Below are 15,747 nucleotides of genomic sequence, written 5' to 3'. Positions count from 1 at the left end.
CTTCCTCCCGTCACCCGGTCCCCCGGGCCGTCCCGTTCCCGCGCCGCCCGGCCGTCGTCGGCACGCGCGGACCGCCCGAGCGGCGGGCCGCGGACGCCGGTCGCCCTGGTGCCCGTGACCCGCCGCTCGGGCGCGAATGCCTAGCGGTTCGCCGCCTTGACCAGCGCGTCCTTCGTGACCGCACCCACGTAGACCGTGCCGTCGTCGGTGACGAGGGCGTTGATCAGGCGGGTCGAGAAGACCGTGCCGGAGCCGAACGTGCCGTCGACCCGGTCGCCGAGGGAGTCGAGCAGCTTCTGCGCGTCCGGCGGGACATCGCCCGACCCGGCCGTCGGCAGGCCCTGGCCGCCCGGCAGCTTCAGCTCGGCGATGGAGCTCCAGCCCTCGCCGATGACCTTGAGATCGTTGAGGTCCTGCTCGGTGAACTCCTTGCCGCCCTTGGCCCTGTCCTCGGCGTCGCGGCCCTTGGCCTTGTCGTCGGCCTCGGTGACCTTCGCGCCCTTGGGCGGCGTGAAGTCGAACGTGGACGCGGACGGCTTGCCGAAGTCGACCTTGGTGAAGCCCACGTCGACGACAGCGGCTCCGCCGGAGGCCGGGGTCAGGGTGAACTTGAGCGGCGTCCCCGTCCTGGCGTCCACCGCGACGGTGATCTGACCGACCGTCGACCCCGACTGCTTCGGCTTGACCACCAGGCGGTACGCGTCGCGGCCCGCGACCTGCGCGGTGCCGTCGACCTCGACGGACGTCGTGTCGTCGACGGCCTTCAGGGCCTGGTCGGCGAACTCCGCGGGGGTGGCGGGAAGGCCCTCCGGGGCCTTCCCGTCCCGCTTCCCCTCACCCTGATGCGCCTCGCCGTCCGGGGCCTTCGCGTGGTAGGCCTCGTTCGACGCGCTGTCGTACGCCCACATCTCGTCGCCGTTGTGGATCAGGCTGTACTCGGCGGCGTCGTCGAGGACGGACACCTTCTGCTTGTCGGGGCCGTCGGCCGCCACGCGCAGCGTGTGCGTGCCGGACGCCAGCTCCATCAGCTTGGCCCGGGGATCGGCCGCCGAGCCCTCGCCGTCCTCGCCCCGGTCGGCGCTCCCGCCGCCGGCGAAGCCGCCCGCCATGCCGCCCATCGACGGCAGGCCCAGGTCGGTGCTGATCTTCATGTTGCCGGAGAGCTGCTGCGTCTCCGAGGCCGCCACCTTCTCGATGAGTTCCTGGGCGGTGATGTCGGGCAGATCCGGGTCTCCCGAGGTGGCGAGCGCCGGGACGAGCCCGATGGTCGCCGCCGCCACCCCCGCCACCGCTACCGGGACCACGTACCGTGCCGCCTTGCGGCGGCCGGCGCGCAGTTCCCCGGTCTCACTGGTGTCCTGTGCCGGTTCGTACGGTGCCATTGTGTGCCCTACCTCCGTGATCGGCGGCGGCCTTCCCTGTACGTGCGTACGTGCCTTCGTCCACCCCGCGCCGCCATTCTCACCCGAATTGGTCAGGAGTGGTGGTCCTTGTCGTTGTCCATCCGACCAAATCGGCCGAACAGAAGCGTCAGACCCCGGGCGCAACTCCACGTACTGCTCTGGGATGACACGGAGCGGCGGCGCCTCCCCCGACCCGTAGGGGGTGACGCCGCCGCTCGCCAGTAGATCTCGGGGCGGGGCTCAGCCCGCCCGGTGCACCACCAGGTCGCAGAGCTCCACCAGGGAGGTCTTCGCGTCGCAGGCGGGGAGCGGAGCCAGCGCGGCCCGCGCCTCCTCCGCGTACCGGACGGTGTCCCTGCGGGCCTGCTCCAGTGCGGGGTGCGCGCGCAGCCTGGTGAGCGCCTCGGCGTGACGGGCGTCGTCTGTGAGGTCGGAGTCGAGCAGCTCGCTCAGGGCGACGTCCTCGGGCAGGCCGAGCCGCTCGACGCGCTCGCGCAGCCGCAGGACCGGCAGCGTCGGGATGCCCTCGCGCAGGTCCGTGCCCGGCGTCTTGCCGGACTCGTGGGAGTCGGAGGCGATGTCGAGCACGTCGTCGGCGAGCTGGAAGGCCACGCCGAGCCGCTCGCCGTACTGCGTCAGGACGTCCACGACGGTCTCGTCGGCGCCGGACATCATCGCGCCGAACCGGCAGGCCACGGCGACCAGCGAACCGGTCTTGCCGCCGAGCACGTCGAGGTAGTGGTCGACCGGGTCGCGGCCCTCGGCCGGGCCCGCCGTCTCCAGGATCTGGCCGGTCACGAGCCGCTCGAACGCCTCCGCCTGGATGCGGACGGCGTCCGGGCCGAGGTCGGCCAGGATGTACGAGGCGCGGGCGAAGAGGAAGTCGCCGGTCAGGACGGCCACCGAGTTGTTCCAGCGCTGGTTGGCGCTGTCGACGCCGCGGCGCACGTCCGCCTCGTCCATCACGTCGTCGTGGTAGAGCGTCGCGAGGTGCGTCAGCTCCACGACCACGGCGGAGGGCACCACGCCCGGCGCGTAGGGGTCGCCGAACTGGGAGGCGAGCATCACGAGCAGTGGCCGGAAACGTTTGCCCCCGGCGCGCACCAGATGCTGGGCCGCCTCGGTGATGAAGGGGACCTCGCTCTTGGTGGCCTCTAGGAGGCCCTCCTCGACAGCCGCCAACCCTGCCTGGACATCGGCTTCGAGAGCCTGGTCCCGCACGCTCAGCCCGAAAGGCCCGACGACGGTCACGAGAGGTTCTCCTGTCTGCTGACGATCACATGGCGAACTCGGTCGATCATTAAATCTCGGTCGATGACACGGTTTGTCGATGTGTCGCTGCCATCACTCAAGTCAGCGTATCCGGTCGCGTTTCGATCACGGCGAGCACCTGCCCGCTCGTCGTCCGTGACCACCCTGCTCAGGGCCGTGCCCACGGCCTCTCCCCCTTCCGGTGAACCGGGCCGGGCGGCCCCGGATCGGCACCGGTATGTTGCTGATCAGCCCAAACGACCGACAGGACCAACCCGCACCAGTAGGTGTGCAACGATCGGGAGCATCCGCTTTGTCCCGTACCACGGCCGAGCACGACCCGCCCGCAGAGCCGTCGGCGGAGCCGCCGCCGGGTGACGACCGCGCCTTCCTCGGACAGCCGCGCGGCCTGCTCACCCTCTCCGGCCTGGAGGTCTGGGAGCGCTTCTCGTTCCTCGGCATGCAGGCCATCCTGGTGCTCTACTTCGCCGACTCCGTCGCGCACGACGGCATGGGCATGGATCCCGCCACCGCCGCGTCGGTCTCGGCGGCGTACGGCACGCTCGTCTACCTCGTCTCCGTGGCGGGCGGCTGGCTCGCCGACCGCATCCTCGGCTCCTACCGCGCGGTGCTGTGGGGCGGCGTCCTCATCGCCTGCGGCCACTACGCGATGGCCGTGCCGGCCGCGGGCATGACCTGGGCGGGCCTCGGCCTGATCAGCGCGGGCACCGGGCTGCTGAAACCGAACGTGGCCTCGATGGTCGGCAAGCTCTACCGCACCGAGGACGAGCGGCGCGACGCCGGCTTCGCGCTCTACTACATGGCGATCAACGTCGGCGCCTTCGCGGGCCCCCTGATCACCGGCTGGCTCGGCGACCACAGGGGCTGGCACTGGGGCTTCTCCGCGGCGGCGGTCGGCATGACGCTCGGCCTGGTCCAGTACGTGCTCGGCCGGCGCCACCTCGCCGGGCGCGAGGCCTCCGCGGAGTACGCCCTCGAACCGGCCGCGATGCGGCGCGCCGTCCTCCTGATCGTCGCCGGACTCATCGTCGCCGCCGCCCTCGCCGGGCTCCTCGCCGCCACCGGATGGCTGACCATGGACCGCTTCGTCGACCTGCTCACCCTCGTCTCGGTGATCGCCCCGGTGGTCTACTTCGCGGTCATGTTCCGCAGCCCGCGCGTCACCGCCGAGGAGCGGCGCCGGCTGCGCCCCTACGTCGTGCTCTTCCTCGCGTCGGTCGTCTTCAACTTCATCCTGTTCCAGGCGTACTCGACGATGATGCTGCTCGCGTCGGAGAACGCGCGCACCGAGATCCTCGGGTACCACTTCCCCGCGAGCTGGTACGCCTCCGCGCTCGGGGCCTTCGAGGTGGCGCTCGCCCCGGTGGTCGCCGCCGTCTGGGCGCGGATGGGCACGCGCCAGCCGCACGCCTCGAACAAGATCGCTTTCGGGGTGGTCCTCGGCGGTCTGTCGTTCCTGCTGATGGTGCTGCCGACCACGGGGCACGGCGGCGACTCGTACGAGATGGCCGCCTGGTGGATCGTCGGCTCGTACCTGCTGCTCGGGCTCGGTGACGTGCTCCTGGAGACGTCGGGCATGTCCGCGACCACGAAGCTCGCCCCGAAGGCCTTCGCCGGCCAGACGATGGCCCTGTGGTTCCTCTCCCTCGCCCTCGCCAACGGCATCCAGGCCCAGGTCGTGAAGGTGTACGGAGAGGTCTCCCACCCCGCCTACTTCGGCGTCAACGGCGGCGTCGCCGTGGTCGCGGGCGTCGCCGTGATCGCGCTCGCCCCGTGGCTGCGCCGCACGATGCACCCCGTCCACTGAGGCCGCTCCCCCCACCACCGTGTCCTTCGAGGGCGCTCCCCCCACCCCGTTCACGAGGTACCTCCCATGACGCACCTGAACATCCGCACCGCGTTCCCCTACGAGACGACGCACGAGGACATCCGCGTACCCCTGGCGGACGGGACCACGCTCTACGCGCGCGTGTGGCGCCCGGTCACCGACGAGCCCGTCTCCGTGCTCCTCGAATACCTCCCCTACCGGCTCACCGACTGGACGGCGCCCCGCGACTGGCAGCGCCACCCCTGGTACGCGGGCCACGGCTACGCCTCCGTGCGCGTCGACGTCCGCGGCCACGGCAACAGCGAGGGCCTGCCCACCGACGAGTACTCCGCGCAGGAACTCGCCGACGGCGTCGAGGTGGTGAACTGGCTGGCCGCGCAGGAGTGGTCGACGGGCAAGGTCGGCATGTTCGGCATCTCCTGGGGCGGCTTCAACTCCCTCCAGATCGCGGCCCTCGCCCCCGAACCGCTCAAGGCGATCGTCACGGTCTGCTCCGCGGACGACCGCTATGACAACGACGTGCACTACATGGGAGGTTCCGTCCTCGCGGTCGACATGCACGCGTGGGCGGCAACGATGCTCGCCTTCGTCTCGCGCCCGCCGGACCCGTACTACGTGGGCGACGCCTGGCGCGACATGTGGCTGACGCGGCTCGAAGCCGTGGACCCCTTCATCCACACCTGGCTGGACCACCAGACCCGGGACGACTACTGGCGCCACGGCAGCGTCTGCGAGGACTACTCCGCCATCGGCGCCGCCGTCCTCGCGGTCGGCGGCTGGCACGACCCCTACCGCGACACGGTCCTGCGCCTGGTCGAACACCTCCCGGACGACCAGGTGCGCGGGCTCATCGGCCCGTGGTCGCACCAGTACCCGGACCGCGGCCTGCCGCCCGGCCCGGCGATCGGCTTCCTCCAGGAGACCCTGCGCTGGTGGGACCACCACCTGAAGGGGCAGGACACCGGCGTCATGGCCGAGCCGAAGCTCCGCTCGTGGATCAGCGCGTCACATCCGCCCGCGACCGTCTACCCGGAGCTGGCCGGCGGCTGGGCCGGCGACCCCGCCTGGCCCTCCCCGAACGTCACCCCCACCGCGTACGCGCTCCAGGGCGTCCCGCAGATCGTCGCCTCGCCCCAGCGGACGGGCCTGGACGCGGGCCGCTTCTTCCCCTTCGGCAACGACGCCGACCTGCCGCCCGACCAGCGGGACGAGGACGCGAAGTCGGCGTGCTTCGAGTTCGAGGTCCCTTCCGAGGTACGGGTCCTCGGGCGGCCCAAGGTGACGCTGCGGCTGCGGATGGACGTGCCCACGGGACAGGCCGTGGCCCGCCTCTGCGACGTCGCGCCCGACGGCTCGTCCACGCTGGTCACCCGGGGTGTGCTGAACCTCTCCGCCCGCCACGGCAGGGACCGCGCCGAGCCCTGGCCGCCCGGCGCCACCGAGGACGTGACGTTCGAGCTCAACGGCATCGGCCACACCTTCCCGCCCGGCCACCGCATCCGCCTGGCGGTCTCCTCCGCGTACTGGCCCTGGATCTGGCCGCAGCCCGACTCGGCGGCGGGCTTCACGCTCGACCCGGCGGGCAGCGCCCTCGAACTCCCGGTGCGCGACGGCGAGCTGGACCCCTCGATCACCTTCGAGGCCCCGGAGCAGTCGGAGCCGCTCGGCGTCGTCTCCCCCGCCACGCTCGACGAGGAGCGCCCCGAACGCCTGGTCGTCCGCGATGTCGCCAAGGGCGAGTGGCGCCTCTCCGTCGACCCGCGCTACGGCGGAACGCGCGTGTACCCCGACGGCCTCGAATTCACCGAGGAGGCGCTGGAGTCGTACACGATCAACGAGTCCGACCCCCTCAGCGCCCGCACCCGCTCGGACTGGACGATCCGCCTGCACCGGCCCGAACTGGCCTGGGACACGACGATCGAGACGCACTCGGAGATCAGGTGCGACGCGACCGACTTCCACACGTGGAACGAGGTCATCTGCCGGGAGGGCTCGGAGGTCCTCTTCCACCGGACGTGGGAGCGGCGGATCGGACGTACGGCGGGGTAGCGGTTGCCGGGGGGGGGTGTTTTGAGGTTCTTTGGGGGGCGGGGTTTCAGGGGGTGGGGCCGGCGGTCTCAGTGGCCGCCGGCCAGCAGCCGTTCGAGGACCACGGCGATCCCGTCCTCCTCGTTGGACGGGGCGAACTCGTCGGCCACGGCCTTGAGTTCCGCGTGGGCGTTCGCCATGGCCACGCCGTGCGCCGCCCACAGGAACATGGGGACGTCGTTGGGCATGTCACCGAAGGCGATGGTGTCGGCCGCCGTGAGGCCGAGCCGCTCGGCGGCCAGCGCGAGGCCGGTCGCCTTGGTCACCCCGCACGGCTGGAGCTCCACCGTGCCGGGCCCGGACATCGTCACCGTCGCCAGGGACTCCACCGCGCCCCGTGCCACCGCCGCCAACTCGTCGTCGGCCAGCCGGGGATGGCGCAGCAGCACCTTGCTGATGGGCGCCGCCCAGAGCGCGTCACGGCAGGGCACGCGCACCGCGGGCAGCGTGGGGTGCGGCATCTCGTACCCCGGCTCGATGAGCGTGAGGCCGTCCACGCCGTCCTGGTCCACGGCCGCGGCGACCTGCCCGACCTCCGCCTCGATCTTGCCGAGCGCGACCTCGGCGAGCCCGCGGTCGAGGGTCACCGACCACTCCATGCGGTGCCCCCCGGCGTCGTAGAGCTGCGCGCCCTGGCCGCAGACGGCGAGGCCGTCGTACCCGAGGTCGTCGAAGAGGGGCCGCACTCTGGGCGCGGGCCGCCCCGTCACCACGAGGTGCCGCGCGCCCGCCCCGCTCGCGGCGGCCAACGCCCGCCGCGAGCGTTCCGAGACCGTGTCGTCGCCGCGCAGCAGCGTCCCGTCCAGGTCAGTGGCGATGAGTGCATATGCGAGGGCAGCGGCCATGATCCAGAGAATACGGATCCTGAGCCCCACCGGAAGCGGCTTGACAAGGCCGGTGCGAAGCGGGGTGCGGCGGGGCCGCGAGCAGTTCATCAGAACGTGGAGGATCGTGCTCCGTGCACCGGTCGTCCGGCACCTCATCCGTACGCCGCCGCCAGGTGCCCCGCCGTCCGCGGCGACGCGACCCCCGTGCCGCACACGAACCGCATCGCCGGCCCGTACGACGAGCCGCCCGGCATGCCCGTGAAGGACAGGCCGGGCAGGGGCGACGCGCAACCGGCGCCCAGCTTCGGGGTGCCGCGGCTCGTGGCGAGGCGGGCGCGGAGGCCATGGCCGAGGAAGTCCGGCGCGGCGATGTCGACGCGGTGGCCCGTGGCGGCGATGACGTGGTCGGCGGCCAGCTCCTCCACCCGGCCGCCCAGCGTCTCCACCGTCAGGACGGGCTGCCCCTCGTGCACCCGGGAGCGCACGACGCGGGCCACCTCACGCGTCGCGACCAGGCCCTCATCACGCTCCCGCAGCCACCACGCGCCGAACGGCCCGAGTACGCGCCGGACCAGGAAGTGCCGGGCCTGCGGGGGCAGATGCGGTACGGATCGGCTCGGTAGCTGACCGCGTGGAGGGACCAGGCCGGCCGAGGGGGACGCGGGGCGGAACCCGGGCTGCCGCCACGGCGGTGCAGCGGATGGTCGCCGAACTCGACGATCAGCCCCGGCACGCCCCGGTCCGGCGTGACCGGCGCACTGCTGCTCCTCCTGGCCACGGGCCCCCACGCGTACGACGCGACCGCCCCGGGCCCACGCCGCCCGCGTCCCCCGAACAGGACGTTAAGCCGGGAATTCAAGTCCGACGAGATCGATTCTGGACATTGCGGACTCTTTAGACACTGCCGCAAGAGGGGGCCTCACACGTAACGTGTGGCACACCCCTTAACGAAAGTGAGGCAGGTACGCATGTCCGAGCAGACCCCGCTCGACCCGGCCGCAGGCAACTCCTCCGGCCTCTCCCGAGGCGACTTCGCCGACCACCCGGAGGGCACCTCGTCCGGCCTGCCCGAGGGGGACCCCTTCGACCTGCCCGAGGGGGACCCCTTCGGACCGCACAACCTTCCCTACGGTGTGTTCTCCCTGGCCGGGGAGCGGAACGACCAGCGCAGGGTCGGGGTGCGGCTCGGCTCGTACGTCCTGGACGCGGGCGCCGCGGCCGCCGCGCTCGGCTCCCCCTACGTCTCGCTCCTCGCGCGCCCGACGCTGAACCCGCTGCTCGCCGCGGGCCGCATCGCCTGGTCCGACGTGCGGCGCGCGCTGACCGCGTGGGTGACCGTCCCGTCCCACCGCGACACCGTGCGGCCTCTGCTGCACCCCCTCTCCGAAGTGACCCTGCACCTGCCGTTCGAGGTGGCGGACTACGTCGACTTCTACGCGTCCGAGCACCACGCGACCCACCTGGGCCAGATCTTCCGCCCGGACTCGCCGACCCCGCTGACCCCCAACTGGAAGCACCTGCCCATCGGTTACCACGGCCGCTCCGGCACCGTCGTGGTCTCCGGGACCGAGGTGGTGCGCCCGATGGGCCAGCGCAAGGCGCCCGCCGACGCCGCTCCCGTCTTCGGCCCCTCCGTCCGCCTCGACATCGAGGCCGAGGTCGGTTTCGTGGTCGGCACGCCCTCGACGCAGGGAACGCCCGTCCCCCTGGCCGACTTCCGTGAGCACGTCTTCGGCCTCACCCTCCTCAACGACTGGTCGGCGCGCGACATCCAGGCCTGGGAGTACGTCCCCCTCGGCCCCTTCCTCGGCAAGTCCTTCGCCACGTCGGTGTCGGCCTGGATCACGCCCCTGGAGGCCCTGGACTCGGCCCGGGTCGCGCCCCCGGAGCGCACGCACCAGCTCCTGCCCTACCTCGACGACTCGGCGGAGTCCGCCGCCGACGAACCCGGCGGCTACGACCTCCGCATGACCGTCACCCTCAACGGCCAGGTCATCTCCGAACCCCCCTTCTCCACCGTCTACTGGACGGCCGCCCAGCAGCTGGCCCACATGACGGTCAACGGCGCCTCCCTGCGCACCGGCGACCTCTACGGCTCGGGCACGGTCAGCGGCCCCTCCGCCGGCCAGTACGGCTCGCTGATCGAGATGACGTGGAACGGCCGCGACCCGCTGGAACTCCCCGACGGCAAGCGCACGTTCCTGGAAGACGGCGACGAAGTGACCCTCACGGCCTGGGCCCCCGGCGCGGGCGGCACCCGGGTGGCCCTCGGCGAGGTGAGGGGACGGATCGCGCCGGCTCGGTGAGGGGGCTCGGTGACGGGGGATTGGTGGGGACTCGGTGACGGAGGCTCGGTGGGGGGATCGGGGACAGCGGCTCAGCGGGGGGCTCGGGGAGGCGGGCTCCGTCAGGGGAGGGCGGCGGTGCTGACCGCCCTGCCTCGCGGTCGGCGTGACTGACTGCCATGCCCGGCGGTTGGCTGGGCTGACCGCCATGCCTGACGGTTGGCTGGGCTGACGCCCAGCCCGGCGGTCGGCGGGGTGAGCACCCTGCCTGACGGGCGGCGTAGCTGACCGCCATGCCCAGCGGTCGGCGGGCTGACCACCCTGCCCCGCAGTCAGCGGGACTGACCGCCCTGTCCGACAGGGGGCGGTGCTGACCGCCCTGCCCGGCCGAGGCTGAGGTCAGGCCGGCTTCGGCCGGGCGTTGCGGGATAGTTCCGCCGCAGCGCCCTCGCGGCGGCGTGTCGCGGAACCTTCCCGCAGCCGCCCCGTCTCAGCCCGGACCAGCCCCTACCAGTCCGGCTCCTCCAGGTCCGTCCCCCAGTCCAGCCCTCCGTCACCCTCGGCCGCGGCCCCGGCGCCCGCACCCGCCCGGCTGCCCGCAGGCACGGCCGCCTCCCCCGCGCCACTCCCGCCGACCTCGGCCCCGGCCCCCGTGCCCGCGCCGCCGCCCGCGCCGCCGCCGGAAGCGAAGTCGCTCACGACGCCGACCACGCCCTCTCCGTACGTGGCCCGCTTCTTCTCGCCCACGCCGCTGATGCCCGCCAGGTCACCGACCGACGTGGGCCGCAGCGTGGCGATCTCGCGGAGCGTGGCGTCGTGGAAGATGACGTACGCGGGCACGCCCTGCTCCTTGGCCTGGGCGGCGCGCCAGGCGCGGAGCGCTTCGAAGAGCGGCACCGCCTCCTGGGGCAGCTCGGCGACCGCCGCCGCCGACTTCGCCTTGCGCTCGCCCTTGGCGGCGCGCGCCGCCGGGGCCCGCTTCGGCTCCTTGCGCAGCCGCACCTCCCGCTCCCGGCCGAGGACGCTGCCGCTCTCCTCGGTGAGCACCAGCGTGCCGTACTCCCCCTCGACCGCGATGAGGCCCTGCGCCAGCAGTTGCCGGACGACGCCGCGCCACTCGGCCTCCGCCAGCTCCTCGCCGATGCCGAAGACGGAGAGCTGGTCGTGGTCGAACTGGATGACCTTCGCGGTCTTCTTGCCGAGCAGGATGTCGATGATCTGGCCGGCGCCGAACTTCTGGCCGCGCTCCCGCTGCAGGCGCACCACCGTGGACAGCACCTTCTGCGCGGCGACCGTGCCGTCCCAGGTCTCGGGCGGGGTGAGGCACGTGTCGCAGTTGCCGCACCGCTCCGCCCCCGCCTCCTGGCCGAAGTACGTCAGGAGCTGGGCGCGACGGCACTGCGCGGTCTCGCACAGCGCCAGCATCGAGTCCAGGTGGGCCGCGGCTCTGCGCCGGAACGCCTCGTCGCCCTCACCGCCCTGGATCAGCTTGCGCTGCTGGACGACGTCCTGGAGGCCGTACGCCATCCAGGCCGTGGAGGGCAGGCCGTCACGGCCCGCGCGGCCGGTCTCCTGGTAATACCCCTCGACCGACTTGGGCAGGTCGAGGTGGGCGACGAAGCGGACGTCCGGCTTGTCGATGCCCATGCCGAAGGCGATCGTGGCGCAGACGACGAGGCCCTCCTCCCGCAGGAACCGGGACTGGTGCGCCGCGCGCGTGCCGCCGTCGAGCCCCGCGTGGTACGGCACCGCCTCGATACCGTTCTTGCAGAGGAACTCGGCCGTCTTCTCCACCGAATTGCGCGAGAGGCAGTAGACGATGCCCGCGTCGCCCGCGTGCTCCTCCTTCAGGAAGGACAGGAGCTGCTTCTTCGGCTCGGCCTTCGGCACGATGCGGTACTGGATGTTGGGCCGGTCGAAGCTGGCCACGAAGTGCCGGGCGTTCGGCATGCCGAGCCGCTGCGTGATCTCCCGGTGCGTGGCATGCGTGGCCGTCGCCGTCAGGGCGATCCGCGGCACGTCCGGCCAGCGCTGCCCGAGCACGGAGAGCGCCAGGTAGTCCGGGCGGAAGTCGTGGCCCCACTGCGCCACGCAGTGCGCCTCGTCGATGGCGAAGACGGAGATCTTGCCGCGGGACAGGAGGTCCAGCGTGGCGTCCAGACGCAGCCGCTCCGGCGCGAGGTACAGCACGTCGAGCTCCTCCGCGAGGAACTCCGCCTCCATCACGCGCCGCTCGTCGAAGTCCTGCGTGGAGTTGATGAAGCCGGCCCGCACACCGAGCGCCCGCAGTGCGTCCACCTGGTCCTGCATGAGCGCGATGAGTGGGGAGACCACGACGCCGGTGCCGGGGCGCACCAGGGCCGGGATCTGGTAGCAGAGGGACTTCCCGCCGCCGGTGGGCATGAGGACGACGGCGTCGCCGCCCGCCACGACGTGGTCTATGACCGCTTCCTGCTCGCCGCGGAACGCGTCGTACCCGAAGACCCGGTGGAGCGTGCGCAGTGCGTCACTCTCCGTCACGGTGCCGGTCGCCGCGCCCGGCACCGCGGAAGGCGCCGTCACCTCGCTCATGTCCTTGGTCCCATCCATCGCGCTGTCCCCCGCCGTACGTCCCGCATCGGTCGGAGCTTCGGTCACTGCTCCGACCACTGCCCCCACGATAGGGGCCCGCACCGACAGCCCGAGAAGTTATCCACAGGCCGCCGCCCGGCATCCCCAGGATCGGGGCGCCGGGCGGCGACAGATGTGCGAAGGAAGCGTCCTGTGCGCGAAGGAACCGGCTACCGGACGAAGACCCCCGCCTGGCCCGCGAGGTCCAGGAAGTACTGTGGGGCCACGCCGAGCACCAGTGTCACCGCCACGCCGACGCCGATCGCCGTCATCGTCAGCGGTGAGGGCACGGCGACCGTGGGGCCGTCCGCCTTCGGCTCGCTGAAGAACATGAGCACGATCACACGGATGTAGAAGAACGCGGCGATCGCCGACGACAGCACGCCGATGACGACCAGCGCGCCGGCGCCACCGTCCGCCGCCGCCTTGAACACCGCGAACTTCCCCGTGAACCCGGAGGTCAGCGGGATGCCCGCGAAGGCGAGCAGGAAGACCGCGAAGACCGCCGCGACCAGCGGCGACCTGCGGCCGAGCCCGGCCCACTTCGACAGGTGCGTGGCCTCGCCGCCCGCGTCCCGCACCAGCGTGACGACGGCGAAGGCGCCGATCGTCACGAAGGAGTAGGCCGCGAGGTAGAAGAGGACGGAGGAGACGCCGTCCGGGGTGGTGGCGATGACACCGGCGAGGATGAACCCGGCGTGCGCGATGGACGAGTACGCCAGGAGCCGCTTGATGTCGGTCTGGGTGATCGCGACGATCGCGCCGACCAGCATCGTGACGATCGCGACGCCCCACATGACCGGGCGCCAGTCCCAGCGCAGTCCCGGCAGGACCACGTAGAGGAGGCGCAGCAGGGCGCCGAACGCGGCCACCTTCGTCGCCGCGGCCATGAAGCCGGTGACCGGCGTCGGAGCGCCTTGGTAGACGTCGGGGGTCCACATGTGGAACGGCACCGCGCCCACCTTGAAGAGCAACCCCATCACCACCATCGCGACGCCGATGAGGAGCAGCGCGTCATTGCCCATGGTGTCGGCGAGCGCCGGGTCGATGGTCTTGACGTTGCCCTCGACGACGTTCGCGATCGTCGCGTACGAGACGGAGCCCGCGTACCCGTACAGGAGGGCGATGCCGAAGAGCGTGAACGCCGAGGCGAACGCGCCGAGCAGGAAGTACTTGACGGCGGCTTCCTGCGACATCAGGCGCTTGCGGCGGGCGAGGGCGCAGAGCAGGTACAGCGGCAGGGAGAAGACCTCCAGCGCGATGAAGAGCGTCAGGAGGTCGTTGGCCGCGGGGAAGACGAGCATGCCGCCGATGGCGAACAGCGCGAGCGGGAACACCTCGGTGGTGGTGAAACCGGCCTTGGTGGCGGCCCGCTCGCCCTCGCTGCCCGGCACGGAACCGGCCTGGGCCGCGAACGAGTCGACGCGGTTCCCGTGCGCCTCGGGGTCGAGGCGCCGCTCGGCGAAGGTGAAGATCGCGACGAGTCCGGCGAGCAGAATGGTGCCTTGCAGGAAGAGCGCCGGTCCGTCGACCGCGATCGCGCCCATCGCCGCGATGTGCGCCTTCGTCGTGCCGAATCCGCGGGCCGCGAGACCGACCACCGCGGCGAAGGCGGCGACGAGGGCGACCACGGACACGAACAGCTGGACGTGGTAACGGGTCTTTCGGGGGACGAAGGCTTCGATGAGCACTCCGATGACGGCCGCGCCGATGACGATCAACATCGGCGAGAGCTGTCCGTACTCGATCTTGGGCGCGTCGATCTTGTCGATCGGATCGGCGGCCATTGTCCACAGGCTGTGGACGGCTGATGCGCTCACTTGGCCGCCTCCACCTCGGGCTTGGGGTCCTTCTTCTGTACATCGGACATGGTGTGCTCCACCGCCGGATTCACCAGGTCGGTGAGTGGCTTCGGGTAGACCCCGAGGCCGATCAGGAGCGCGATGAGCGGGGCGATGACGACCAGCTCACGCACCCGCAGGTCGGGCATGGCCGAGACCTCCGGCTTCACGGGGCCCGTCATCGTCCGCTGGTAGAGGACGAGGGTGTAGAGCGCCGCCAGCACGATGCCGACCGTCGCGATGATCCCCACCACGGGATACCGCGCGAAGGCGCCGACCAGGACCAGGAACTCGCTCACGAAGGGTGCGAGGCCCGGCAGCGACAGCGTGGCCAGGCCGCCGACCAGGAAGGTGCCCGCGAGCACCGGGGCGACCTTCTGCACCCCTCCGTAGTCCGCGATCAGGCGCGAGCCGCGCCGCGAGATCAGGAAGCCGGCCACCAGCATCAGCGCGGCGGTGGAGATGCCGTGGTTGACCATGTAGAGCGTCGCGCCGGACTGGCCCTGCGAGGTCATCGCGAAGATGCCGAGAACGATGAAGCCGAAGTGCGAGATCGACGCGTACGCGATCAGCCGCTTGATGTCGCGCTGACCGACGGCGAGCAGCGCGCCGTAGATGATGCTGACCAGGGCGAGTACGAGGATGACCGGCGTCGCCCACTCGCTCGCCTCGGGGAAGAGCCCGAGGCAGAACCGCAGCATCGCGAACGTGCCGACCTTGTCGACCACCGCGGTGATCAGGACGGCGACCGGGGCCGTGGACTCGCCCATCGCGTTCGGCAGCCAGGTGTGCAGCGGCCACAGCGGCGCCTTCACCGCGAAGGCGAAGAAGAAGCCGAGGAAGAGCAGCCGCTCGGTGTTGGTCGCCATGTCGAGCGAGCCGTTGGCCCGCGCCTCGGCGATCTCCTGGAGCGAGAAGCTTCCGGCGACCACGTAGAGACCGATCACCGCGGCCAGCATGATGAGGCCGCCGACCAGGTTGTAGAGGAGGAACTTCACGGCCGCGTAGCTGCGCTGCGCCGAGGCGTTCTCGTCGCTGCCCGCGTGGGCGCGGTCCCCGAAGCCGCCGATGAGGAAGTACATCGGGATGAGCATGGCTTCGAAGAAGACGTAGAAGAGGAAGACGTCGGTGGCCTCGAAGGAGATGATCACCATCGCCTCGACGGCCAGGATCAGGGCGAAGAAGCCCTGCGTGGGCCGCCACTTGTAGGGGGCCTTGGTCTCGTCGGCGCCCCCCTTGCTCGACCGGAGGGGAGAGCTCGGGGAAGGGTCGGCGTCGTGCCACCCGGCGAGGATGATGAACGGGATCAGCAGGGCCGTGAGCGCGATGAGGGCGACGCCGATGCCGTCGACCCCCAGTTCGTACCGCACGCCGAACTCCGCGATCCAGGAACGCGATTCGGTCAGTTGGTACCGGTCGCCGTCCGGGTCGAACCGCACGAGCACGGTCACGGCGAGCGCGAGCGTCGCGAGCGAGACCAGCAGCGCGAGCCACTTGGCGGCGGTCCGCCGGGCGGCCGGAACGGCTGCCGTGACGATCGCGCCGACCGCGGGCAGGACCGCCGTCGCTGTCAGCAGAGGAAAGGACATCGGT

General features: G+C 71.7%; 10 protein-coding genes. 3 read left to right on the top strand and 7 right to left on the bottom strand.

Annotated features, from left to right (window positions below; all coding sequences use genetic code 11):
• Positions 1-140: 140 nt before the first annotated feature.
• Together DCW30_RS30205 and DCW30_RS30200 are read right to left on the bottom strand one after the other, a co-directional pair.
• A complete protein-coding gene (locus DCW30_RS30205) occupies positions 141-1,382 on the bottom strand; it encodes a LolA family protein (RefSeq protein WP_076685004.1) in 1,242 nt (413 codons plus the stop codon).
• A gap of 261 nt (positions 1,383-1,643) precedes the next feature.
• Positions 1,644-2,654 carry a polyprenyl synthetase family protein gene (locus DCW30_RS30200; RefSeq protein WP_062780265.1) on the bottom strand — a complete coding sequence of 337 codons (1,011 nt, stop codon included), beginning with the start codon at positions 2,652-2,654 and terminating at the stop codon, positions 1,644-1,646.
• Positions 2,655-2,967: 313 nt separating this feature from the next.
• On the opposite strand from DCW30_RS30200, the gene DCW30_RS30195 reads away from it, so the two are divergent.
• Positions 2,968-4,482 carry a peptide MFS transporter gene (locus DCW30_RS30195; protein WP_076685005.1) on the top strand — a complete coding sequence of 505 codons (1,515 nt, stop codon included), beginning with the start codon at positions 2,968-2,970 and terminating at the stop codon, positions 4,480-4,482.
• Between the two features lie 75 nt (positions 4,483-4,557).
• Entirely contained in the window at positions 4,558-6,552 is a 1,995-nt protein-coding gene (locus DCW30_RS30190) for a CocE/NonD family hydrolase (RefSeq protein WP_076688972.1), read from the top strand.
• 68 nt (positions 6,553-6,620) lie between these two features.
• Here DCW30_RS30190 and DCW30_RS30185 read toward each other — a convergent pair whose 3' ends face one another.
• Positions 6,621-7,436, bottom strand: coding sequence for an HAD family hydrolase (locus tag DCW30_RS30185; protein WP_076685006.1), 816 nt, complete (start codon positions 7,434-7,436; stop codon positions 6,621-6,623).
• A gap of 134 nt (positions 7,437-7,570) precedes the next feature.
• A complete protein-coding gene (locus DCW30_RS38305; RefSeq protein WP_205576600.1) occupies positions 7,571-7,903 on the bottom strand; it encodes a hypothetical protein in 333 nt (110 codons plus the stop codon).
• A gap of 483 nt (positions 7,904-8,386) precedes the next feature.
• On the opposite strand from DCW30_RS38305, the gene fahA reads away from it, so the two are divergent.
• A complete protein-coding gene (fahA, locus tag DCW30_RS30175; protein WP_079250034.1) occupies positions 8,387-9,724 on the top strand; it encodes a fumarylacetoacetase in 1,338 nt (445 codons plus the stop codon).
• A gap of 486 nt (positions 9,725-10,210) precedes the next feature.
• Here the strand turns inward: fahA and recQ are convergent, their stop codons facing one another.
• The 3 genes from recQ to DCW30_RS30160 all read right to left on the bottom strand — a co-directional run bounded on the left by recQ (position 10,211) and on the right by DCW30_RS30160 (position 15,743).
• The gene (gene recQ, locus DCW30_RS30170; protein WP_076688976.1) at positions 10,211-12,274 is read right to left on the bottom strand and encodes a DNA helicase RecQ; all 2,064 of its coding nucleotides are present in this window, start codon (positions 12,272-12,274) and stop codon (positions 10,211-10,213) included.
• Positions 12,275-12,483: 209 nt separating this feature from the next.
• Positions 12,484-14,133, bottom strand: coding sequence for an NADH-quinone oxidoreductase subunit NuoN (gene nuoN / locus DCW30_RS30165; RefSeq protein ID WP_062780261.1), 1,650 nt, complete (start codon positions 14,131-14,133; stop codon positions 12,484-12,486).
• A complete protein-coding gene (locus DCW30_RS30160) occupies positions 14,130-15,743 on the bottom strand; it encodes an NADH-quinone oxidoreductase subunit M (RefSeq protein WP_076685008.1) in 1,614 nt (537 codons plus the stop codon). Before DCW30_RS30160 ends, nuoN begins: the two co-directional genes overlap by 4 nt.
• Positions 15,744-15,747 lie beyond the last annotated feature (4 nt).

Origin of the sequence: Streptomyces alfalfae, assembly GCF_004127445.1 — a bacterium.
GTDB classification, from domain to species: Bacteria; Actinomycetota; Actinomycetes; order Streptomycetales; family Streptomycetaceae; genus Streptomyces; species Streptomyces alfalfae.
The sequence above is the reverse complement of the archived record's forward strand: the minus strand, read 5'-3'. Positions and strand labels throughout refer to the sequence as shown.